At 59.3% G+C, this 21,247-nt stretch carries 18 protein-coding genes, 1 pseudogene and 1 riboswitch; of the genes and pseudogenes, 11 read left to right on the top strand and 8 right to left on the bottom strand.

Annotated elements, in window-relative coordinates:
- Positions 1-71: 71 nt before the first annotated feature.
- Complete coding sequence (gene tkt, locus ACIOMO_RS09385; RefSeq protein WP_401240156.1) at positions 72-2,069, bottom strand: transketolase; 1,998 nt, start codon at positions 2,067-2,069, stop codon at positions 72-74.
- 283 nt (positions 2,070-2,352) lie between these two features.
- Between tkt and ACIOMO_RS09390 the strand changes: the two genes are divergently transcribed.
- The 4 genes and pseudogenes from ACIOMO_RS09390 to ACIOMO_RS09405 all read left to right on the top strand — a co-directional run bounded on the left by ACIOMO_RS09390 (position 2,353) and on the right by ACIOMO_RS09405 (position 6,953).
- The gene (locus ACIOMO_RS09390; RefSeq protein WP_401240159.1) at positions 2,353-3,348 is read left to right on the top strand and encodes an ArsR/SmtB family transcription factor; all 996 of its coding nucleotides are present in this window, start codon (positions 2,353-2,355) and stop codon (positions 3,346-3,348) included.
- Between the two features lie 18 nt (positions 3,349-3,366).
- Positions 3,367-4,557 (top strand): annotated as a pseudogene (gene metK / locus ACIOMO_RS09395) (methionine adenosyltransferase).
- A 235-nt stretch (positions 4,558-4,792) separates the two neighbouring features.
- Complete coding sequence (ligB, locus tag ACIOMO_RS09400) at positions 4,793-6,460, top strand: NAD-dependent DNA ligase LigB (protein WP_401240162.1); 1,668 nt, start codon at positions 4,793-4,795, stop codon at positions 6,458-6,460.
- 97 nt (positions 6,461-6,557) lie between these two features.
- The gene (locus tag ACIOMO_RS09405; protein ID WP_159811855.1) at positions 6,558-6,953 is read left to right on the top strand and encodes a DUF1090 domain-containing protein; all 396 of its coding nucleotides are present in this window, start codon (positions 6,558-6,560) and stop codon (positions 6,951-6,953) included.
- A gap of 167 nt (positions 6,954-7,120) precedes the next feature.
- Here the strand turns inward: ACIOMO_RS09405 and ACIOMO_RS09410 are convergent, their stop codons facing one another.
- On the bottom strand, positions 7,121-7,570 hold the full coding sequence (locus ACIOMO_RS09410) for a cytochrome c (protein ID WP_212545058.1): 450 nt from the start codon (positions 7,568-7,570) through the stop codon (positions 7,121-7,123).
- Between the two features lie 127 nt (positions 7,571-7,697).
- Between ACIOMO_RS09410 and ACIOMO_RS09415 the strand changes: the two genes are divergently transcribed.
- The gene (locus ACIOMO_RS09415; RefSeq protein ID WP_401240165.1) at positions 7,698-8,870 is read left to right on the top strand and encodes a murein transglycosylase A; all 1,173 of its coding nucleotides are present in this window, start codon (positions 7,698-7,700) and stop codon (positions 8,868-8,870) included.
- Positions 8,871-8,980: 110 nt separating this feature from the next.
- Here ACIOMO_RS09415 and ACIOMO_RS09420 read toward each other — a convergent pair whose 3' ends face one another.
- Both ACIOMO_RS09420 and ACIOMO_RS09425 read right to left on the bottom strand, forming a co-directional pair.
- A complete protein-coding gene (locus ACIOMO_RS09420) occupies positions 8,981-9,364 on the bottom strand; it encodes an MAPEG family protein (protein WP_053124636.1) in 384 nt (127 codons plus the stop codon).
- A 39-nt stretch (positions 9,365-9,403) separates the two neighbouring features.
- The gene (locus tag ACIOMO_RS09425) at positions 9,404-10,237 is read right to left on the bottom strand and encodes an EamA family transporter (RefSeq protein WP_212550135.1); all 834 of its coding nucleotides are present in this window, start codon (positions 10,235-10,237) and stop codon (positions 9,404-9,406) included.
- A 314-nt stretch (positions 10,238-10,551) separates the two neighbouring features.
- On the opposite strand from ACIOMO_RS09425, the gene ACIOMO_RS09430 reads away from it, so the two are divergent.
- A complete protein-coding gene (locus tag ACIOMO_RS09430; protein WP_401240167.1) occupies positions 10,552-11,721 on the top strand; it encodes an MFS transporter in 1,170 nt (389 codons plus the stop codon).
- Between the two features lie 239 nt (positions 11,722-11,960).
- Entirely contained in the window at positions 11,961-13,223 is a 1,263-nt protein-coding gene (locus tag ACIOMO_RS09435; protein WP_159811860.1) for a sodium:proton antiporter, read from the top strand.
- A gap of 4 nt (positions 13,224-13,227) precedes the next feature.
- Here the strand turns inward: ACIOMO_RS09435 and ACIOMO_RS09440 are convergent, their stop codons facing one another.
- Together ACIOMO_RS09440 and ACIOMO_RS09445 are read right to left on the bottom strand one after the other, a co-directional pair.
- Positions 13,228-14,523: an amidase gene (locus ACIOMO_RS09440; protein WP_401240171.1), complete on the bottom strand. Its 1,296-nt coding sequence runs from the start codon at positions 14,521-14,523 to the stop codon at positions 13,228-13,230.
- A complete protein-coding gene (locus ACIOMO_RS09445; RefSeq protein ID WP_401240173.1) occupies positions 14,510-14,926 on the bottom strand; it encodes a VOC family protein in 417 nt (138 codons plus the stop codon). Before ACIOMO_RS09445 ends, ACIOMO_RS09440 begins: the two co-directional genes overlap by 14 nt.
- Positions 14,927-15,038: 112 nt before the next feature.
- On the opposite strand from ACIOMO_RS09445, the gene ACIOMO_RS09450 reads away from it, so the two are divergent.
- On the top strand, positions 15,039-15,935 hold the full coding sequence (locus ACIOMO_RS09450) for a LysR substrate-binding domain-containing protein (protein WP_401240175.1): 897 nt from the start codon (positions 15,039-15,041) through the stop codon (positions 15,933-15,935).
- Here the strand turns inward: ACIOMO_RS09450 and ACIOMO_RS09455 are convergent.
- A complete protein-coding gene (locus tag ACIOMO_RS09455; protein ID WP_159811864.1) occupies positions 15,902-16,792 on the bottom strand; it encodes a formate/nitrite transporter family protein in 891 nt (296 codons plus the stop codon). The two genes, ACIOMO_RS09450 and ACIOMO_RS09455, sit on opposite strands and share 34 nt — an antisense overlap.
- A gap of 184 nt (positions 16,793-16,976) precedes the next feature.
- Entirely contained in the window at positions 16,977-17,384 is a 408-nt protein-coding gene (locus tag ACIOMO_RS09460; RefSeq protein WP_007913723.1) for an acyl-CoA thioesterase, read from the bottom strand.
- Between the two features lie 198 nt (positions 17,385-17,582).
- Positions 17,583-17,682: riboswitch (S-adenosyl-L-homocysteine riboswitch) on the top strand.
- Between the two features lie 23 nt (positions 17,683-17,705).
- Here ACIOMO_RS09460 and ahcY point away from each other — a divergent pair.
- The 3 genes from ahcY (at position 17,706) to ACIOMO_RS09475 (ending at position 21,140) form a co-directional block, all read left to right on the top strand.
- The gene (gene ahcY / locus ACIOMO_RS09465) at positions 17,706-19,115 is read left to right on the top strand and encodes an adenosylhomocysteinase (protein ID WP_159811865.1); all 1,410 of its coding nucleotides are present in this window, start codon (positions 17,706-17,708) and stop codon (positions 19,113-19,115) included.
- Between the two features lie 173 nt (positions 19,116-19,288).
- A complete protein-coding gene (metF, locus tag ACIOMO_RS09470) occupies positions 19,289-20,134 on the top strand; it encodes a methylenetetrahydrofolate reductase [NAD(P)H] (protein WP_401240179.1) in 846 nt (281 codons plus the stop codon).
- Positions 20,135-20,327: 193 nt separating this feature from the next.
- A complete protein-coding gene (locus ACIOMO_RS09475) occupies positions 20,328-21,140 on the top strand; it encodes an ABC transporter substrate-binding protein (protein ID WP_212545066.1) in 813 nt (270 codons plus the stop codon).
- Positions 21,141-21,247 lie beyond the last annotated feature (107 nt).

A 21,247-nucleotide genomic window follows, 5' to 3' on the forward strand; every position in this document is an offset into this window, starting at 1 on the left:
CACACAACAAATCCCCCTGTGGGAGCGGGCTTGCTCGCGAAGGCGTCCGTCCAGACGACGCGACTCCTGGATCAGTCTTCCAGCAGTTCTTCAGCCTGACCCAGGATGTTTTCCAGGGTGAAGCCGAACTCTTCGAACAGTGCCGAAGCCGGAGCCGATTCGCCGTAAGTGGTCATGCCGATCACGCGACCTTCCAGACCCACGTACTTGAACCAGAAGTCGGCGTGCGCCGCTTCGATCGCGATCCGTGCTCCAACCTGCAACGGCAGCACGTCCTGCTTGTAGCCAGCGTCCTGAGCGTCGAACACGCTGGTGCACGGCATCGAAACAACGCGCACTTTGCGGCCCTGCTCGGTCAGCTTGTCGTAAGCCTGAACCGCCAGACCCACTTCCGAACCGGTCGAAATCAGGATCAGCTCAGGCTCGCCTGCGCAGTCCTTCAATACATAACCGCCACGGTTGATGTCGGCAATCTGGCCGGCATCGCGTTCCTGGTGTTGCAGGTTCTGACGCGAGAAGATCAGCGCCGAAGGGCCGTCCTTGCGCTCCAGCGCATTTTTCCAGGCCACGGCCGATTCAACGGCATCGGCTGGACGCCAGGTGTCGAGGTTCGGTGTGGTACGCAGGCTGGTCAGTTGCTCGATCGGCTGGTGCGTCGGGCCGTCTTCGCCCAGACCGATGGAGTCGTGGGTGTAGACGTGGATGACTTGCTTCTTCATCAGCGCGGACATGCGCACGGCGTTGCGGGCGTATTCCATGAACATCAGGAAGGTCGCGCCGTAAGGCACCAGGCCGCCGTGCAGGGTCACGCCGTTCATGATTGCGGTCATGCCGAATTCGCGCACGCCGTAGTACATGTAGTTGCCGCTGGCATCTTCAGCGCTGACGCCCTTGCAACCTTTCCACAGGGTCAGATTGGAACCGGCGAGGTCAGCGGAGCCGCCAAGCAGTTCCGGCAGCAGCGGGCCGAAGGCGTTCAAGGTGTTCTGGCTGGCTTTACGGCTGGCGATGGTTTCGCCTTTGGCCGCGACTTCAGCGATGTAGGCCGAGGCTTTTTCGGAGAAGTCAGCCGGCAGCTCACCGCTCAAGCGGCGGATCAGTTCGTTGGCTTCGGTCGGGAACGCGGCGGAGTAAGCAGCGAAACGCTGATCCCACTCGGCTTCGGCCGCGCGACCTTTTTCCTTGGCATCCCACTCGGCATAGATGTCGGCCGGGATTTCGAACGGGCCGTAGTTCCAGTTCAGCGCCTTGCGGGTCAGAGCGATTTCCGCGTCACCCAATGGGGCGCCGTGGCAGTCTTCTTTGCCCTGCTTGTTCGGCGAACCGAAACCGATGGTGGTCTTGCAGCAGATCAGGGTCGGCTGCGCGCTCTTGCGCGCGGTTTCGATGGCAGTCTTGATCTCTTCCGGGTCGTGACCGTCAACGTTGCGGATCACCTGCCAGTTGTAGGCTTCGAAACGCTTCGGGGTGTCATCGGTGAACCAGCCTTCGACTTCGCCGTCGATGGAGATGCCGTTGTCATCGTAGAAAGCGATCAGCTTGCCCAGACCCAACGTACCGGCCAGGGAAGCGACTTCGTGGGAAATGCCTTCCATCATGCAGCCATCACCCAGGAACACATAGGTGTGGTGGTCGACGATGTCGTGGCCAGGGCGGTTGAACTGCGCGCCCAAAACTTTTTCTGCCAGGGCGAAGCCCACAGCGTTGGCCAGACCCTGACCCAACGGGCCAGTGGTGGTTTCAACGCCCGGGGTGTAACCGAATTCCGGGTGGCCCGGGGTGCGGCTGTGCAATTGACGGAACTGCTTGAGGTCGTCGATCGACAGGTCGTAACCGGTCAGGTGCAGCAGCGAGTAGATCAACATCGAGCCGTGGCCGTTGGACAGCACGAAGCGGTCACGGTCGGCGAACGATGGATTGCTCGGGTTGTGCTTGAGGTAGTCGCGCCAAAGCACTTCGGCGATATCTGCCATACCCATAGGTGCACCGGGATGGCCGCTGTTGGCTTTTTGCACGGCATCCATGCTGAGGGCACGAATGGCGTTGGCACGCTCACGACGGCTAGGCATCGCTGATCTCCTGGGGTTCTGAAACTAAGGGTGAATAATCGGAACGGAAAAAAGGCGAGCATTTTCCCTCACCGGGACGCCTCGGGGCAATGATAGATAGTCATCGGCAGGCGTTTTTCCCATGCTTAACGGCGGTTTCGGCTGGTGAAACCTTTCCGCTGTTGGTTTGTAGAGTGAACCGCTTGGTTAGAAGTGCAATAAAAAGCGCCATTGATCGAGCAATATCAAAACTTTTTGATATTGCCCTTGCGAGGAATTCTCACCGTCACTAGACTGCGCCCCTATGAATTTACGCGTGCCTTCCATTCGCCATGACGATTGCGACGAGCTGGCGGCCCTGTGCAAGGCCGGCGGCGATCCGTTGCGGCTGAATGTATTGCGCGCGCTGGCCAACGACTCGTTTGGTGTATTGGAGCTGGCGCAGATTTTCGGCATCGGTCAGTCCGGCATGAGTCATCACCTTAAAGTGTTGGCGCAGGCTGATCTGGTGGCAACGCGCCGCGAAGGCAACGCGATTTTTTATCGCCGCGCCCTGCCCCACACCGAATTGCTTGGCGGCAAATTGCACGCGGCATTGTTAGAAGAAGTCGACAACCTCGACCTGCCTGACGACGTGCAAGCGCGCATCGAACAGGTTCACGGCCAACGTGCCGCCGCCAGTCAGGACTTTTTCGCTCGGGTCGCGGAGAAATTTCGCGCCCAGCAAGACTTGATCGCCGGCCTGCCGCAGTACCGCGACAGCGTGCTGGCCCTGCTCGACAAACTGAACTTCAATGGTGCGGCCACGGCCATTGAAGTCGGCCCCGGCGATGGTGCTTTTCTGCCGGAACTGGCGCGTCGCTTCGGCACTGTAACCGCGCTGGACAACAGCCCGGCGATGCTCGAACTGGCGCGTCAGGTTTGCGAACGTGAAAAGCTGGCTAACGTCAGCCTGCAATTGGCCGATGCATTGAACGGCACAAGCCTTCAAGCCGATTGCGTTGTACTGAATATGGTCTTGCACCATTTCGCCGCGCCGGCCGATGCGCTCAAGCACATGGCCGACCTGCTGCAACCGGGCGGTAGTCTGCTCGTGACAGAGTTATGTAGCCACAACCAGAGTTGGGCCAGGGAGGCCTGCGGTGATCTATGGTTGGGGTTTGAACAGGACGATTTGGCCCGTTGGGCCACCGCTGCGGGAATCGTTCCCGGGGTAATCCTCTATTTTGGCTTACGTAATGGTTTCAAGATCCAGGTTCGCCATTTTCAGCGACCGGCTGGCGACACTCACCATCGGTAAATTCAGGAAAACATCGAGATGAGCGAATACTCCCTCTTCACCTCCGAGTCCGTGTCTGAAGGACATCCGGACAAAATCGCCGACCAGATTTCCGATGCGGTGCTGGACGCCATCATTACCCAGGACAAACACGCACGCGTTGCCGTGGAAACTCTGGTCAAGACTGGCGTGGCCATCGTTGCTGGTGAAGTGACCACCAGCGCCTGGGTCGATCTGGAAGAGATCGTGCGTAACGTGATTCTCGACATCGGCTATGACAGCTCCGACGTCGGCTTCGACGGCGCGACCTGCGGCGTGATGAACATCATCGGCAAGCAGTCCCCAGACATCAACCAGGGTGTTGACCGTGCCAAGCCTGAAGATCAGGGTGCCGGCGACCAGGGCCTGATGTTCGGCTACGCCAGCAACGAAACCGACGTTTTGATGCCAGCACCGATCACCTTCTCGCACCAGTTGGTACAGCGCCAGGCTGAAGCCCGTAAATCGGGTCTGCTGCCTTGGCTGCGCCCGGACGCCAAGTCGCAAGTGACTTGCCGTTACGAAGGCGGCAAGGTTGTCGGTATCGACGCGGTTGTTCTGTCGACCCAGCATAACCCTGAAGTGTCGTACAAAGACCTGCGCGAAGGCGTGATGGAGCTGATCGTCAAGCACGTGCTGCCTGCCGAACTGCTGAGCAAAGACACCCAGTTCCACATCAACCCGACCGGCCAGTTCATCATTGGCGGCCCGGTAGGTGACTGCGGTCTGACCGGTCGCTAGATCATCGTAGACAGCTACGGCGGCATGGCCCGTCACGGCGGCGGCGCGTTCTCCGGTAAAGATCCATCGAAGGTTGACCGTTCGGCTGCCTACGCTGGCCGTTACGTTGCCAAGAACATCGTCGCTGCCGGCCTGGCCGAGCGTTGCGAGATTCAGGTGTCCTACGCGATCGGCGTGGCTCAGCCTACTTCGATCTCGCTGAACACCTTCGGTACCGGCAAGATCAGCGACGACAAGATCGTCAAACTGGTGCGTGAAGTGTTCGACCTGCGTCCATACGCAATCACCACCATGCTCGACCTGCTGCACCCGATGTACCAGGAAACTGCAGCGTACGGCCACTTCGGTCGCACGCCAGAGACCAAGACCGTTGGCGAAGACACCTTCACCACGTTCACCTGGGAAAAAACCGACCGCGCCGACGCCCTGCGCGCTGCTGCTGGTCTGTAAGACTTTCCCCGGCGGCACAAAAGCCCCGCACGGTTCGCGCCGTGCGGGGCTTTTTTATGGCTGCAAGATCAAAAGATCGCAGCCTTCGGCAGCTCCTACCCTGATCAATGTAGGAGCTGCCGAAGGCTGCGATCTGTTGATTTTCCACTGTTGAAACACCCCGATAAACACCCGCCCGACCTTGCTCAAAATCCTGACTAATCTTCAGAAACCCCCATGAGCAAGGACGCTAACGATGCATTGGTTTTTGTTTGTTTTGCTGCAGCTCATAGGCCTGACTGGCTACGCGTCTCAATGCCCGGACTGGGCGCCTACCCAAGCTCAACGCGAAATCACCACCCTGCAAAAACAGATCAACCAATGGGACGACGCCTACCACCGCGAAGGCCGTTCACTGATTGCCGACGAACTCTACGACCAATCCGTTGCGCAACTGAACGAATGGCGGGCGTGTTTCAACCTGCCCTCGCCGCCCGATCCCTTGCGCACAGCCTCAGGCTCGGTTGCACACCCCATCGCCCATACCGGTCTGGATAAAATCCACAAAGATGAGGGCGTGGGTGCGTGGCTACATGATCGCAAGGATGTCTGGGTTCAACCCAAAGTCGACGGTGTCGCCGTGACGCTGATTTATCGCGCGGGCGTTTTGCAACAAGCCATCAGCCGTGGCGACGGGATTACCGGGCAGGACTGGACAGCCTCAGCACAAAAAATCGACGCCATCCCACAACGCCTGTCACAACCTTTGGATTTGCTGGTGCAGGGCGAACTCTACTGGCGCTTGAACGAACACGTGCAAGCTCGATCCGGCAGCGTTAACGCGCGCGCCACCGTCGCCGGCCTGATGGGGCGAAAATCTTTGGATGCCGAGCAAGCTTCCGGGATTGGATTGTTCGTTTGGGACTGGCCCCAAGGCCCAGCGCAATTGCCCGAGCGAATCGCCACGTTGGCGACGCTGGGTTTCGCCACAATTGAACCGTACAGCCACCCCGTCACCGATTTTGCTGCAGCGCAGAAATGGCGCGATCACTGGTATCGCTCGCCCCTGCCCTTTGCCACTGACGGCGTGGTATTGCGCCAGAGCCAACGACCACCCGCCGAGCGCTGGCAGGTGCGCGCTCCCTATTGGGCAATTGCCTGGAAGTATCCTTTTGCTCAAGCGCTGGCCGAAGTACGCAAGGTCAACTTCAAGATCGGGCGCACCGGGCGCATCACGCCGGTGCTCGAACTCAAACCCGTCATGCTCGATGACCGCGAAATCAAACGGGTCAGCGCCAGCTCGTTCAAACGCTGGCAAGACCTGGACATTCGCCCCGGCGATCAAGTGGCAATCAGCCTCGCCGGCCTGACCATTCCACGGCTCGATAGCGTTGTGCTGCGCGCCACCGAACGCACAGCCCTCAACATCCCCAACGCCGACGACTTCCACGCGCTGAGCTGCTGGCAGCCCACCCCCGGTTGCGAGAGCCAGTTTCTTGCGCGCTTGACCTGGCTCAGTGGCAAGCAAGGATTGGCGATGCAGAATGTCGGGCGCGGCACTTGGGAGAAACTTCTCGAAACACGCCGCGTGAACAACCTGCTGGATTGGTTAACCCTCGACGCGCCAGAGCTTGCTAACATTACCGGCTTCGGCGAGCGCAGCAGCGCGCGTTTGCTCAACAGTTTTAACAGCGCGCGCCAACGGCCGTTCACTCAATGGCTGAAAGCTTTGGGCATGCCGCCAACCGGTCAGGCACAACTGCCTGACTCGTGGCAGGCGCTGGCACAACGTGACACCGAACAATGGCAGGCAGAAGCCGGTATCGGCCCGGGACGCGCGGCGCAATTGAGCGCATTCTTTCGCGACCCGCAAGTGCTGGCTCTGAGTAAAACCTTACAGGCCGCCGCAATCGACGGTTTCTGAACACGCAACCCCCGCAAGCCGGGAACCCAACGGCCGGCAAAGCGCTCCAACAGCGCAGTGCCCTACCGACCCGATTGCCTTTGCACATGGAGCTTTTATGAAATTTCTCGCACCGCTCGCCCTGCTGACCCTTTGCGGCGTAATGGCCGCCCCCGTGATGGCTGACGAAGACGCCCCGGGCCTGACCGGTTGCGCTGCTAAAAAGCAGGGCATCATGAACCAGATCGAACAAGCCAAATCCCGTGGCAATGCCGATCAACAGGCTGGTCTGGAAACTGCACTGAATGAAGTGACCAAGAACTGCACCGACGCTGGCCTGAAAAAAGAGCGCGAAAATAAAGTGCTCGAAGCCAAACACGAAGTGAGCCAGCGCCAGGCTGATCTCGACAAGGCGATGAAGAAAGGCGATCCGGAAAAGATCAACAAGCGCAAAGACAAACTCGCCGAGTCGCGCAAAGAACTGCAAGACGCGCTGGATGAAATCGATAAGTAATTGATGGCCTTGTGGCGAGGGGATTTATCCCCGTTCGGCGGCGAAGCCGTCGCAAATCCGGCTGGCCGGGTCTGCCTGAAAAAACTCGGCTGTATGGTTTTGGGGCTGCTTCGCAGCCCAACGGGGATAAATCCCCTCGCCACAAAAGTATTCAGCGGCCTCAGGAATCAATGATCCCGAAACTGTTTATGGCAAGCGCTGCAGGCGTCTTCAACCTTCTGCACCGCAGGCCCGAGGTTGCTGGCCTTATACGGCTGAACCTGGCTGGCGATCACCAATTCACCGGTGGCCGCTTCCAGCTTGCGGGCCATGTCCTGAAACTGCGCCTGTTTTTGCCAGACATCGTCCTTGGCGCTGGTGTGATCTTCTTCGCGCACCTGCGGGAAATGCTTCCACGGCTCATGGGACAGCGCATCGAGTTTGACCGCGCCTTCGGCAAATTTCGGCCCGTCGAACGGAATGCGTCCGCGCAACATGCCACCGAGGTCTTCGCCGGTTTTGAGCATTTGTTTGAAGATTGCCTTGCGTTGACCCAGTGGAGAGTTCGGATCGACACCGCCACAGGCGGACAAGGTCAGACAGGCCAGCAATACAACAGAAAGTCTTTTAAGAGTCATGGTGGCTTCAGGTCACGGAATCGGCGGCCAGTATCCCCGCGTCACCGACAAACACCAATAGCCCTATTAAAATTAAGGGTTGTCTGAACGCATGGAGCATTCGGGCAACCGGCACAGGAATTACTCCATGAACAGCCGCTTCAAGGCCTGGCGTCACCCACTGATCGCAACCCTTCCGCTGCTGGCGATCCTCGCCGGCTGCACTGGTGGCGAGACTGCCAAGCCGAAAACCCACGCACTGGCCACTTACTCCAGCGCCACGTGGGAAGCACTGCCGGTTGTGTCCGACAGCGATCTGGTGGCAGGTTTCGGTTCGTGGCGCAGCGCCTGCACCCGACTCAAGGCTGATACGGTCTGGGGCCCGACCTGCGCAGCAGCGGCCACTGTGCCGCAGAGCGCCGACGAGATTCGCGCCTTTCTCAAACAGAACCTCGATGTCTTCGGCCTGCGTGCTGAAAACGACAATCCCAACGGCTTGATCACCGGTTACTACGAACCGGTCTACCCCGGCAGCCTGACTCCAACCGACGTAGCGAATGTCCCGGTGTACGGCGTGCCCGAAGACATGATCATCGTCTCGCTCGACAGCATCTATCCGGAATTGAAGGGCAAACGCCTGCGCGGTCGTCTCGAAGGTCGCGTGCTCAAACCTTACGACGACGCCGCGACCATCGAAGCCAAAGGTGTGAAAGCCCCAGTGGTGGCTTACCTGACCGATCCGATGAACCTGCAATTCCTGCAAATTCAGGGTTCCGGGCGCATCCAGACTCAGGACGGCAAACAGCTGCGCATTGCTTACGCCGATCAGAACGGTCATCCGTACCGGCCAATTGGTCGTTGGCTGGTCGAGCAAGGCGAGTTGAAGAAAGAAGACGTGACCATGAGCGCGATCAGCAATTGGGCCAAGGCCAACCCGTCGCGCATCCCGGAACTGCTGGGCAGCAACCCGAGCTATGTGTTTTTCACGCGCAACCCGGACAGCAACGAAGGCCCGCGCGGTTCGCTGAACGTACCGCTGACGGCTGGCTATAGCGCGGCGGTGGATCGCAAGGTGATTCCATTGGGCAGTCTGTTGTGGCTGTCGACCACGCGCCCGGATGGCACCGCATTGATTCGCCCGGTCGCGGCGCAGGACACCGGCGGCGCGATTGCTGGCGAGGTGCGTGCGGATTTGTTCTGGGGCACAGGCGATGCGGCCGGGCAACTGGCCGGGGACATGAAACAGCAGGGGCAAATCTGGATGCTCTGGCCAAAAGGCGCGCCGCTGCCGCAAGTGCCGCAGGTGGCGGACAAACCTTAAAAGCAAAAGATCGCAGCCTTCGGCAGCTCCTACAGGGCTAAACACATAACCTGTGTAGGAGCTGCCGCAGGCTCGGGCCGCGTTCGGACGATCCTTTGATCTTGCTTTGACTAAACCGACACAAAGAAGAACGAAGCAATCAACCCCATCCCCACAAACCACACCAGCGAACGCAAGATCGCCCAGTCGGCCAGATAGCAAATGATGTACAGCAGGCGACTGGTGATAAACATCACCGCCAGCACATTCACCGTCACCAACTGCGCCGTCCCCACCAGATGCGCGACGAGCACCGCCGCGGCAAACGCCGGCATCACTTCAAAGCTGTTCAATTGCGCCGCATGCGCCCGCCGAGCCACACCATTCAGGCTTTCGAGAAAGTCGCGCGGATCATGATTGTCACTCAGCCGATAGCCGCCAACAGCCTTGGCCACACCGGTGCAGACATACGGCAAAAATATCGCGATCAACACACACCACAGAGCCACCGTCATAACGCCGTCCTTTTTTCGAGTTATAGAATTCGCGGGCTGTCAGAACTTCATGATCAGCATGCCAATCAGCACCAGCCCACAGGCTAAGAGCCGCGGTCGGCCGAAAGGTTCTTTGAGGTAGCGCATACCGAACAGCACCACCAGGATCACGCTGATCTCACGCAACGCCGCCGCTTCGGCAATCGAGCCCAATTGCATTGCCCACAGCACCAGAGCGTAGCTGGCCAACACGCAGAAGCCCACCGCCAGACCGAGCTTCCATTGCTCGCGCCAGAACAGCATGAACGCCGGACGCTTGGCGACCCACGCCAGCAACGGAAACGGCCAGGCGCTGAGCAACGTGACCCAGACCAGATAATCCAGCGGATGCGACCAGCGCCGCAGCGCCTGGCCATCGATGTAGGTGTAGCAACCGATGCACAGGCCGATCAGCGCCACCACGGGCAGCATCGACCACGGCAAGTGCTTGCCACCACCGCCCTGCCAAAGCAGGCAGGCCATGCCCACCGGAATCAGCATGATCCCGAAGATCTGCTGGGTGGTGAGCACCTCACCGGCGAAGATCAGGGTCAGCGCCAGCACCACCAGCGGCGACAGTCCGCGCATCAGTGGATAGACCAGCCCCAGATCCCCCACCCGATACGCTTGAATCAACAAATAGCGATAGAGCAGTTCAAACGCCGCCGACGCCAGAATCCATGGCCAGATTTCCATGGGCGGCAGGCTCACAAACGGAAACGCGATGGCGACGACCAGCAGCGCCACGGTGTCCATGCACGCCACCACCAGCAGCCGCTCGGCGCTGAATTTGATCAACGTATTCCACGTCGCATGCAACAGCGCCGCCATCAATACCAAACCCGTCGCCAGCACCTTTCACCTCTTATTTTTATGAATCCCCGTGTAGGAGCTGCCGCAGGCTGCGATCTTTTGATCCTGATTTTTAAGAGCAAGATCAAAAGATCGCAGCCTTCGGCAGCTCCTACAGTGAAAATCGATAATTCGAATAGTCAGATTATTGATTCGCGATGTGTCAGCAGCTGTTTATACTGCAAGCGACCACGCCGCACTCAGTTGCGCACAGAAAAATTCCAATAATTCCCGCCTGCACCGCCTCTCTCCGAGAACGGTCGATGGCCTGCGTACGCCTGATCACAGCGTCAAGACTACCGACAGAGACCTTGCGCATGCCACTCGCTTTGCTTGCCCTCGCTGTTGCCGCATTCGGCATCGGCACCACTGAATTCGTCATCATGGGCCTGCTGCCCGACGTCGCCCGCGACCTCGCCGTGAGCATTCCCCACGCTGGTTTGTTGATCACCGGGTACGCGCTGGGCGTGGTTTTCGGCGCGCCGATCCTGGCGATCGGCACCGCCAACATGCCGCGCAAAGCGACGCTGCTGGGCATGACACTGATGTTCATCCTCGGCAACATCCTCTGCGCCCTCGCCCCGAACTACGCGACGCTGATGGCTGCACGCGTGGTCACGGCGCTGTGCCACGGTGCGTTTTTCGGCATCGGCTCGGTGGTTGCCGCCGGGCTCGTTGCGCCGAACAAACGTGCGCAAGCGATTGCGATGATGTTCACCGGCCTGACTTTGGCCAACGTCCTCGGCGTGCCATTGGGCACAGCGCTCGGCCAGTACGCCGGGTGGCGATCGACGTTCTGGGCGGTGTCGGTAATCGGCGTCATCGCCGCCCTCGCGCAGTGGTTCTGGCTGCCGAAACACATCCCGATGGACAAGGCCAACCTCGCCAGCGAGTTCAAAGTGCTGGGCAAGGTCAATGTGCTGCTGGCGCTGGGCATGAGCGTGCTGGCGTCGACCAGTCTGTTCAGCGTGTTCACCTACATCGCGCCGATCCTGCAGGACATCACCGGCGTCAGCCCGCACGGCGTGACCGTGATGTTGCTGCTGTTTGGCGTGGGATTGACCGGCGGCAGCATGCTCGGTGGACGTCTGGCGGACAGCCGTTTGCTGCCTTCACTGGTCGGTGTGGCGCTGGCGGTTGTGGTGATTCTGGCGGCGTTCAGTCAGACCAGCCGTTCGGTGGTACCCGCCGCAATCACGCTGGTGCTGTGGGGGATTTTTGCCTTTGCGCTGTGCCCGATTTTGCAGTTGCTGATTATTGATCAGACGCATGAAGCACCGAATCTGGGTTCGACGCTGAACCAGAGTGCTTTCAACCTGGGTAACGCAGCGGGCGCGTGGATCGGCGGGCTGGTGGTTGCCAGCGGTGCGGATCTGGCGGATCTGCCGTGGACGGGGGCGCTGGTCGGCGGGCTGACGGTGCTGACGGCGCTTTTGTTTATTTATCTGCAACGTCGGGGGGCGGTTGCGGTCAATGTGTCCGGCTAGCCCTCACCCTGACCCTCTCCCAGAGAGAGAGGGGACTGACCGACGTGAATGTGCGAGCTACGCCGACCTGAAACTTCGAGTCGAACTCAGGAGTTGAACTCGACCAAGATCGGCTCCCTCTCCCTCCGAGAGAGGGCTGGGGTGAGGGAAGCTTGTGCCCTCAGCCTCTGTCACCCCATCAAACCCTTGCGCCCAAGCATGGCCGCACCTCAAAAACCCCTCCATCCAAAGGACCCCGGATGCTTGAACTTGTCGCCGCTTTCATCTGCCTCACCACCCTCCTCACCTTCGTCAACTTCCGCTTCATCGGACTGCCGCCGACCATCGGCGTGATGGTCACCGCGCTGCTGTTCTCGCTGATCCTCCAGGGCCTGAGCGTACTCGGCTACCCCGGTCTTGAAGAACGCGTGCAGCAACTGATCGGCCAGATCGACTTCGGCGATCTGCTGATGAACTGGATGCTCTCGTTCCTGCTGTTCGCCGGCGCCTTGCACGTCAACCTCAACGACTTGCGCAGCTACCGCTGGCCGATTGGCCTGCTGGCGACCTTCGGTGTGTTGATCGCCACCACGGTGATCGGCAGCCTCGCCTTTTACATCTTTGCCCTGTTCGGCTGGCACGTGAGTTTTCTTTACTGCCTGCTGTTCGGCGCGCTGATTTCGCCGACCGACCCGATCGCGGTGCTCGGCGTGTTGCGTACTGCCAACGCCTCGAAACCACTGAAAACCACCATCGTCGGCGAGTCGCTGTTCAACGACGGCACGGCGGTTGTGGTGTTCACCGTGTTGCTCGGCATCGCCCAACTCGGCGAAACCCCGACCGTCAGCGCCACGGCCATGCTGTTCGTTCACGAAGCGATTGGCGGTGTGCTGTTCGGCGGGCTGATCGGTTACCTGGTCTATCGGATGATCAAAAGCATCGAGCAGCATCAGATCACTGTGATGCTGACGCTGGCGCTGGTCATCGGCGGTTCGGCGATGGCCACCGAGATTCATGTGTCAGCGCCGATCGCGATGGTGGTCGCCGGTCTGATCATCGGCAACGTCGGGCGCAATCTGGCGATGAACGAAATGACTCGTCGTTACCTCGACGGTTTCTGGGAATTGCTCGATGACATGCTCAACGCGCTGCTGTTCGCGCTGATCGGCATGGAGCTGTTGCTGCTGCCGTTCAACTGGCTGCACATGGCCGCGGCCGGTGTGTTGGCAGTGGCGATTCTGTTGTCGCGTCTGCTCACCGTCGCTCCGGCGATTCTGCTGCTACGGCGCTGGCGCACAGTGCCCGCCGGCACCATCCGCATTCTGACCTGGGGTGGTTTGCGCGGCGGTGTTTCGGTGGCACTGGCGCTGGCCCTGCCGCTGGGGCCGGAGCGCGATTTGCTGCTGAGCATCACCTACATCGTGGTGCTGTCGTCGATCCTGCTGCAGGGCCTGACCATCGGCAAACTGGTCAAGCATGCGACGCGCAATGAGCCGAAAGCCGCGACTGAATCTGCGCACTGACGCATCACTGTGGCGCCGTCTCGCGGGCAGTGCTCAGCACCGCCTCAACCTGCCCGGCAGCGTGTAACAGATGACTGTCAGCTCTGAACGCGCCAATCATTTGCAGGCCAATGGGCAACGCCCCGGTCTTGCGGACGAGCGGAAGGTTGATTTGCGGCAAGCCAAACGCCATCCAGAACTTGCTGAAATCGGATGGCCCCGTCGCGCCAAGCCCCAACGGCGCGACGATACCGCAGCTCGCACCCAGCACGGCGTCAAAAGGTTGGAATATCGGCTCCAGCACCGCGGCTAACGTTGCCAGGCGCTTCTTCGCCGCTGACTCTTGCGCCCACGTCGTCAGACGGGCGCGCTCGATCATCGCCAGTAATTCCTCACTGAGTTGGTCAGGGTGCGCTCGCAGCTCTTTGGCCAGTGATCGGGCGCCCTCGCAATCGTTGATCAATAGATGATCATCGAATACCGACGCAAACGCCTCAGGCAGCACTACCTCAATGACTTGATGGCCCGCCAGTCGCAAATCCTCAAGCGCGGCTTCCAATGCTGTGGCTACCTCTTTATCAACCTGATCCCAACGCGCCGTACGACAGAAGCCGAACGTGCAAACGCTCTGTTGATGAGCAAGCGTCGGGAGACCGGGGATCAAGACTTGCGCCATCAGCTCGAGATCGCGCACCGAGCGGCCATACCAACCCACCGTGTCGAAACTCGGCGCCAATGGCTTTACCCCTTCCAGCGAAACCAGCCCGTACGAAGGTTTGAACGCATACAAACCGCAGTAGGATGCCGGCTTGATCAACGACCCGGCGGTCTGCGTGCCCAACGCGAGCGGAAAAAATCCGGCCGCCATCCCCGCTGCCGAGCCGGCACTGGAGCTTCCGGGCGTTCTGTAAAGATCATGCGGATTGAGAGTTGGCCCGGTGTGCATGTAAGCGAATTCGGTGGTGTGGGTCTTGCCCATGATCACCGCCCCGGCCTGGCGCAGCAGCGCGACGACATGGGCATCACGCGAAGGACGATTGTGCTCGTAGATCGGCGAGTAAAAACGGGTCGGATGATCCACGGTGTCATAGATGTCCTTGACCCCCACCGGCACACCCGCCAGCAAGCCTTTCGCGTGACCGTTCTGCAGTTGAGCCTGGCGGCGTACCTCTTCCGGGTCGAACGAAACAAACGCTTTTATGATGGGCTCGCGCGTATCGACGCATTCAAGAAAATGCTCGGCAACGGTCTCCGCATTCACAACAGCGCAGCGCACGCTTTCGGCAATGGCGGTGGCATCAGCCTGATCAAAATTGCGCATAAACACCCTGCAAGTCAGTGAAGCCCTTTATCTCAATCGGATTTCCGGCAGGATCCAGAAAAAACATCGTGGCTTGCTCGCCGGGCTCTCCGGGAAAGCGAATGTGTGGACGAAGCACAAATTGCACCTGGCCTTCGATCAAGCGCTCCTTCAACGCAACCCAGTCCGCCATTTCGAGGATCACGCCAAGATGGGGCATCGGCACGTCATGCTCGCCGACTTTCCCGGTGTTGCTGACCGCAAAGGGTTCGCCCAAGTGCAACGACAATTGATGGCCAAAAAAATCGAAATCGACCCACGTCTCGGTACTGCGACCTTCTTTACACCCCAGCAAGCCTCCATAAAAATCGCGGGAAACCTGCAAATCGCGGACGTGCATAGCGAGATGAAAAATCGACTGCATATAGAACTCCTGACGATCACCGGACGATGGAAACAGCGGAATGCTTGAAGACTGTGCGGTTTGGATCAAAAGAGATAGCCTGTAATTCTTACTGCCATCGAAAGCATTTCTTATGGATACGCGATATTTAAAGAGCCTGATCACCGTCGTCGAATGCGGCTCGATCGCCCATGCTGCGCGAATTGAAGGACTGACGGCCGCCGCAATCAGTCAGCGCATTCTCGCGCTCGAACGGCAGCTCGGCTTTGAGTTGTTATCCCGCGTCGGGCATGCCGCCAAACCGAGTCAGGCCTGTCTCGGTCTGTTGCCCAGAGCCAGACGTATCGTTCGTGAAGTGGCCTTATTGGCGGGAGACGCTGACGGCGCGGGGCTGACCGGACAGTTGCGAATCGGCGCGATTTCCACGGTTCTGACCGGGCTGATGCCGGAAGCATTGCGCGCGCTGACCGTGTCGGCGCCGGGTTTGACGCCGGTGATCGTGCCGGGAACATCGCGATCGCTGTATCAGGCACTTCTTTCAGGCGAGGTGGACGCGGCGATCCTCGTCGCTCCGCCGTTCGAATTGCCCAAAGCCCTGCAAGCGGTGTCCCTGCGCAAGGAACCGCTGGTGTTTCTGTCGAAAGAAAAGTCCTCGATCAGCATTCCTGCGCAACTCATGAGCCAGCCTTACATCCGCTACGACCCGGACGCTTGGGGCGGACGCTACGCCGAGCAATATCTGGCGGATCAAGGATTGAAGCCGACACCGATGGTCGATCTGGATGCACTGGAGACCATTGCCATGCTGGTGACGGGCGGCATGGGTGTGAGCCTCGTGCCCTATTGGTCCGGTTTTGAGCAATGGGGCCATCAATGCGCAGTGAGCCAGATTGGCAATGATCGCTATGACCGCGAGATCGCGCTGATCAGCCCGGCCCAAACCGATCGGCCAAACATGATCAGCGCTTTGTGCGCGGCACTTTCAACGAACACGCCTCATCGCTCGGAATCCTCTTTCGAGTCGCCTTGATCCTCATCAGGGCCGCTGGATTTCGGCGTCCCGCTCTCACTGCGAATCTGCGCGTGGCTGATCAACGCAAAGATAAAACTGCCGCCGATGATATTCCCCGCCAGCGTCGGCCCGGCGAAGACCATCCAGAAATCACTCCACGGCAACTCGCCGGCAAACACCAGGTACGAAACCTCCGCCGAACCGACGACGATGTGGGTGAAGTCGCCGAGCGCCATCAGGTAGGTGATGAGGATGATGATCCACATCTTCGCGCTCTCCATGGACGGGATCATCCAGACCATGGTGGCGATCATCCAGCCGGAGACGATGCCTTTGGCGAACATTTGGCTGGCGTGGTTTTCCATGACCTTGCGGCCGATTTCGAGGAAAGCGTGATCGGTCTTGGTGTCGAAGATCGGCAGTTCGAGCATCACGTACGCCACCAGAATCGTGCCGCAGAGGTTGCCGACCAGCACCACCGTCCACAGACGAATCAGCCGGCCGAAGTTTTGAAGGGTCGGTTTGGTCATGACCGGCAGCACGGCGGTCAGGGTATTTTCGGTGAACAGTTGCTGGCGGGCGAGGATCACCGCGAGGAAACCGGCGCAGTAGCCGAAACTGGCGATCACTTTGAATTCGTCACCGTCGGGCAGGCGCGAGTTGAGCAGGCCCATGCCCATCAGCGACAGGCCCATGGTCAACCCGGCCGCCAGCGCCGACCACCAGAGTGCGGCGATGCTGCGCTCCAGTTCCTGATCGCCTTGCGAGCGGATGATTTCATGCAGAACGGCCGCGCGGGGCGGCTGGTTTTTCTCGACTTCGTGCTGTTCTTTGGCCGAGAGATCGGGGGTCTTGCCGTCGGTAGGGGTGGTCATGGCGTGGGAACCGTGGGGGTGGTGTTTAGCTACGACCCTCGCGGCTTGGAATACGTTCTGTAGGCGCCACGCAAATCCTATGTCGGACATGTAGGAGCTACCGAAGGCTGCGATCTTTTGATTTTGATTTTTTAGAAACAAGATCAAAAGATCGCAGCCTTCGGCAGCTCCTACGGGGCGCGCATTACTCGCTGACTAATTCATCTTCCTGGAACTGGTCTTTCACATATTTGATTTCGGTGCGGCCATGCGGCGCCGGCAAGCCGTCTTCGCCGAGGTTCACAAACACCATCTTCTCAACCGTCAGAATGCTCTTGCGGGTGATCTTGTTGCGCACTTCACAGGTCAGGGTGATCGAGGTGCGGCCAAACTCGGTGGCGGTGATGCCCAGTTCGATGATGTCGCCCTGGCGCGAGGCGCTGACAAAGTTGATTTCGGAAATGTACTTGGTCACCACGCGCTGATTGCCCAACTGCACGATCGCGTAAATCGCCGCTTCTTCGTCGATCCAGCGTAACAGGCTGCCACCGAACAGGGTGCCGTTGGGGTTGAGGTCTTCGGGTTTTACCCATTTGCGGGTGTGGAAATTCATCTTCACTCCTGAGTGTCTTGCCGAATGATGGGCGGTATCTTGGCAGACTGAGCGGTCATGCTCCATGCGGCTTCGACTATGGTCGCCATTAGCGATCTTCATTTGGCCGACAGAAACCCTTTGGAAGATCAGTCTAGACGGCTATAATCGCCACCGTTTCAAAACGGTCATCTTCAATTGATACCGTTTTCCCGCCACCTGTCCGAGGGGCGCTGCAGCAGGTTCAACCTGTCAGGCTCGGATGGGGCGTTGACCGGCCTGAGGCTGGACACTAAACGCACAACGGCGCCCATTCGCATACATTACGAATGGAGGCTCTTCATGAGCGCTGTTATCACGCCTGCAGATTTTAACGATTACAAAGTTGCCGACATGTCCCTGGCTGCCTGGGGCCGTCGCGAAACCATCATCGCCGAATCGGAAATGCCGGCTCTGATGGGTCTGCGTCGCAAGTACTCCGGCGAACAGCCGTTGAAAGGCGCCAAGATCCTCGGCTGCATCCACATGACCATTCAGACTGCCGTGCTGATCGAAACCCTGGTTGCCCTGGGTGCCGAAGTACGCTGGTCGTCGTGCAACATTTTCTCGACTCAGGATCAGGCTGCTGCCGCTATCGCTGCTGCCGGCATCCCGGTTTTCGCCTGGAAAGGCGAAACTGAAGAAGAGTACGAGTGGTGCCTGGAACAAACCATCCTGAAGGATGGCGCGCCATGGGACGCCAACATGATCCTCGACGACGGCGGCGACCTGACTCAGCTGCTGCACGACAAGTACCCACAAGTACTGGATCGCGTACACGGCGTGACCGAAGAAACCACCACCGGCGTACACCGTCTGCTGGACATGCTGGCCAAGGGCGAACTACGCATCCCGGCCATCAACGTCAACGACTCGGTAACCAAGTCCAAGAACGACAACAAGTACGGCTGCCGTCACAGCCTGAACGACGCGATCAAGCGTGGTACTGACCACCTGCTGTCCGGCAAGCAAGCGCTGGTCATCGGTTACGGTGACGTGGGCAAGGGCTCCGCGCAGTCCCTGCGTCAGGAAGGCATGATCGTCAAGGTTTCCGAAGTTGACCCGATCTGCGCCATGCAAGCGTGCATGGACGGTTTCGAACTGGTTTCGCCGTTCATCGACGGTATCAACGACGGTTCCGAAGCGAGCATCGACAAAGCACTGCTGGGCAAGATCGACCTGATCGTGACCACCACCGGTAACGTCAATGTTTGCGACTCGAACATGCTCAAGGCTCTGAAAAAGCGCGCCGTTGTCTGCAACATCGGTCACTTCGACAACGAAATCGACACCGCTTTCATGCGCAAGAACTGGGCATGGGAAGAAGTGAAGCCACAGGTACACAAGATCCACCGTACCGGCCCGGGCGCTTTCGACGCGCAGAACGACGACTACCTGATCCTGCTGGCCGAAGGCCGTCTGGTTAACCTGGGTAACGCCACTGGCCACCCAAGCCGCATCATGGACGGTTCGTTCGCCAACCAGGTGCTGGCGCAGATCTTCCTGTTCGACCAGAAGTACGCCGACCTGTCGCCAGCCCAGAAAGCCGAGCGTCTGACCGTTGAAGTACTGCCGAAGAAACTCGACGAAGAAGTGGCCCTGGAAATGGTTCGCGGCTTCGGCGGCGTGGTTACTCAACTGACCAAGCAACAGGCTGACTACATCGGCGTGACCGTCGAAGGCCCGTTCAAGCCGCACGCTTACCGCTACTAATTGGCTGAGCGTCGACGCGGTGTGCCTGGCGCACCGCGTTGCCTGACTGGCGCTGCTGACCGCTCTGTGTAGGAGCTGCCGCAGGCTGCGATCTTTTGATCTGCAAAGATCGCAGCCTGCGGCAGCTCCTACAGGGTGCAGCGTCCGGCTTACGTGTTTTCAAGGTAATGACCATGTCCCAAGACCGTCGCTACAGCTTCGAGTTCTTCCCGACCAAGACCGATGCTGGGCATGAAAAACTGCTCGCCACTGCCCGTCAGTTGGCCACTTACAACCCTGATTTCTTTTCCTGCACCTATGGCGCTGGTGGTTCGACCCGTGATCGCACCCTCAACACCGTTCTGCAACTGGAAAGCGAAGTCAAAGTACCGGCCGCACCGCACCTGTCGTGCGTCGGCGACAGCAAGGACGACCTGCGCGGCCTGCTGAACGAGTACAAGGCTGCCGGCATCAAGCGCATCGTTGCCCTGCGCGGTGACCTGCCGTCCGGCATGGGCATGACCAGCGGTGAGCTGCGTCACGCCAATGAACTGGTGGAATTCATTCGTGAAGATACCGGCGATCATTTCCACATCGAAGTCGCCGCTTACCCGGAGATGCATCCGCAAGCGCGCAACTACGAAGACGATCTGGCCAACTTCGTGCGCAAAGCCAAGGCTGGCGCCGACAGCGCGATCACCCAGTACTTCTTCAACGCCGACAGCTACTTCTACTTTGTCGACCGTTTGCAGGCGCAGGGTGTCGATCTGCCAATCGTGCCGGGGATCATGCCGATCACCAACTACAGCAAACTCGCGCGCTTCTCCGATGCCTGCGGTGCGGAAATTCCGCGCTGGATCCGCAAGCAACTGGAAGCCTACGGCGATGACACGCAAAGCATTCAGCGCTTTGGTGAGCAAGTCGTCAGCGAGATGTGCGAACGCCTGTTGCAGGGCGGCGCACCGGGGCTGCACTTCTATTCCATGAACCAGGCTGAACCGAGTCTGGCGATCTGGAATAACCTGAAGTTGCCTCGTTGAAGCAGCTGCAAGCTTCAAGCTGAAAGCGACAAGCAAGATCAAAAGATCGCAGCCTTCGGCAGCTCCTACATTGAGATTTCGTATCCCGTGTAGGAGCTGCCGCAGGCTGCGATCTTTTGCTTTTAAAGCCCCGAAACAGAGCATCTGCTGCCACCTTCTGGCTCTTTCGCGTTTCTCGTCGTAATCTCAAGCCATGCCCTTGATCACACAGTTATTCGCCGTGCTGGTTTTTGCTTGCCTGAGCTTCGCTGCTCGAGGCGAGAAGTTGCGTATTGTCACCGAGCCGTGGGCGCCTTACGTCTACGAAGAGAACGGCAAAAACCTCGGGCTCGACTACGAAACCACCGCCATTGTCTTCAAACGGCTGGGCATCGAAGTCGAATGGCAGTTCCTGCCGTGGAAGCGTTGCCTGTCGATGCTCGAAACCGGTCAGGCCGACGGTGCGCTGGATATCTTTCACAGCGATGAGCGCGACGCCACCCTGCTCTACCCGAGCGAACCGTTGTCGGACGTCGAGTTCGTGATGTTCTACGCCAACGATCGACCGCACCCGTTCAGCACACTCGAAGAACTCAAAGGCCTGACCATCGGCACCTCGCCGGGCTATCTATATAGCCCCGACTTCAGTAATTCGACTCTGTTTACTCGCGAACCGGCACCGACCCACGAAGCCAATTTCGGCAAACTGGTGCGTGGTCGTATCGACTTGCTGATCACCGATCGCCGCGTCGGCCAGCACTTGCTCGATGAACTGGATATCCGCAATCAAATCACTGAAAACCCCACCGTGATTAGCCGCCAGAGCCAGTTTTTGGCGGTTCGGCGCAATGCTGGCATGGATTTACTGGTGCAGCGTTTCGGTGCCGAGCTCAAGCGTTTCAAGCGCGAACCGGCCTACGCCGAGCTAAGCGCGCGCTATGGCGCGGCCCCGTCCGATGTCGCGCCGCTGGGCAATGCCTCGGCCAGCCGCAAAACCGTTGAGCAGCAGGAAAGCAGCGCGCAGTGATTGCTCTGTTATACTCCGGCGTTCCCGCCAGGCTCACGCCCGGACGCCCGGAACCGTAAAAGGCCTCTCGACCCGCTACAGCGCAGCTTCCCAGCCCGCGCGAGCAC

Source organism: Pseudomonas sp. NPDC087804 (genome assembly GCF_044742965.1).
In the GTDB taxonomy this organism is placed as follows: domain Bacteria; phylum Pseudomonadota; class Gammaproteobacteria; order Pseudomonadales; family Pseudomonadaceae; genus Aquipseudomonas; species Aquipseudomonas rustica.

Excerpts from the sequence above, each read along its gene's own strand:
- tkt (WP_401240156.1), bottom strand. The coding sequence starts at position 2,069 with ATGCCTAGCCGTCGTGAGCGTGCCAACGCCATTCGTGCCCTCAGCATG.
- ACIOMO_RS09390 (WP_401240159.1), top strand. The coding sequence starts at position 2,353 with ATGAATTTACGCGTGCCTTCCATTCGCCATGACGATTGCGACGAGCTG.
- ligB (WP_401240162.1), top strand. The coding sequence starts at position 4,793 with ATGCATTGGTTTTTGTTTGTTTTGCTGCAGCTCATAGGCCTGACTGGC.
- ACIOMO_RS09405 (WP_159811855.1), top strand. The coding sequence starts at position 6,558 with ATGAAATTTCTCGCACCGCTCGCCCTGCTGACCCTTTGCGGCGTAATG.
- ACIOMO_RS09410 (WP_212545058.1), bottom strand. The coding sequence starts at position 7,570 with ATGACTCTTAAAAGACTTTCTGTTGTATTGCTGGCCTGTCTGACCTTG.
- ACIOMO_RS09415 (WP_401240165.1), top strand. The coding sequence starts at position 7,698 with ATGAACAGCCGCTTCAAGGCCTGGCGTCACCCACTGATCGCAACCCTT.
- ACIOMO_RS09420 (WP_053124636.1), bottom strand. The coding sequence starts at position 9,364 with ATGACGGTGGCTCTGTGGTGTGTGTTGATCGCGATATTTTTGCCGTAT.
- ACIOMO_RS09430 (WP_401240167.1), top strand. The coding sequence starts at position 10,552 with ATGCCACTCGCTTTGCTTGCCCTCGCTGTTGCCGCATTCGGCATCGGC.
- ACIOMO_RS09435 (WP_159811860.1), top strand. The coding sequence starts at position 11,961 with ATGCTTGAACTTGTCGCCGCTTTCATCTGCCTCACCACCCTCCTCACC.
- ACIOMO_RS09440 (WP_401240171.1), bottom strand. The coding sequence starts at position 14,523 with ATGCGCAATTTTGATCAGGCTGATGCCACCGCCATTGCCGAAAGCGTG.
- ACIOMO_RS09445 (WP_401240173.1), bottom strand. The coding sequence starts at position 14,926 with ATGCAGTCGATTTTTCATCTCGCTATGCACGTCCGCGATTTGCAGGTT.
- ACIOMO_RS09450 (WP_401240175.1), top strand. The coding sequence starts at position 15,039 with ATGGATACGCGATATTTAAAGAGCCTGATCACCGTCGTCGAATGCGGC.
- ACIOMO_RS09455 (WP_159811864.1), bottom strand. The coding sequence starts at position 16,792 with ATGACCACCCCTACCGACGGCAAGACCCCCGATCTCTCGGCCAAAGAA.
- ACIOMO_RS09460 (WP_007913723.1), bottom strand. The coding sequence starts at position 17,384 with ATGAATTTCCACACCCGCAAATGGGTAAAACCCGAAGACCTCAACCCC.
- ahcY (WP_159811865.1), top strand. The coding sequence starts at position 17,706 with ATGAGCGCTGTTATCACGCCTGCAGATTTTAACGATTACAAAGTTGCC.
- metF (WP_401240179.1), top strand. The coding sequence starts at position 19,289 with ATGTCCCAAGACCGTCGCTACAGCTTCGAGTTCTTCCCGACCAAGACC.
- ACIOMO_RS09475 (WP_212545066.1), top strand. The coding sequence starts at position 20,328 with ATGCCCTTGATCACACAGTTATTCGCCGTGCTGGTTTTTGCTTGCCTG.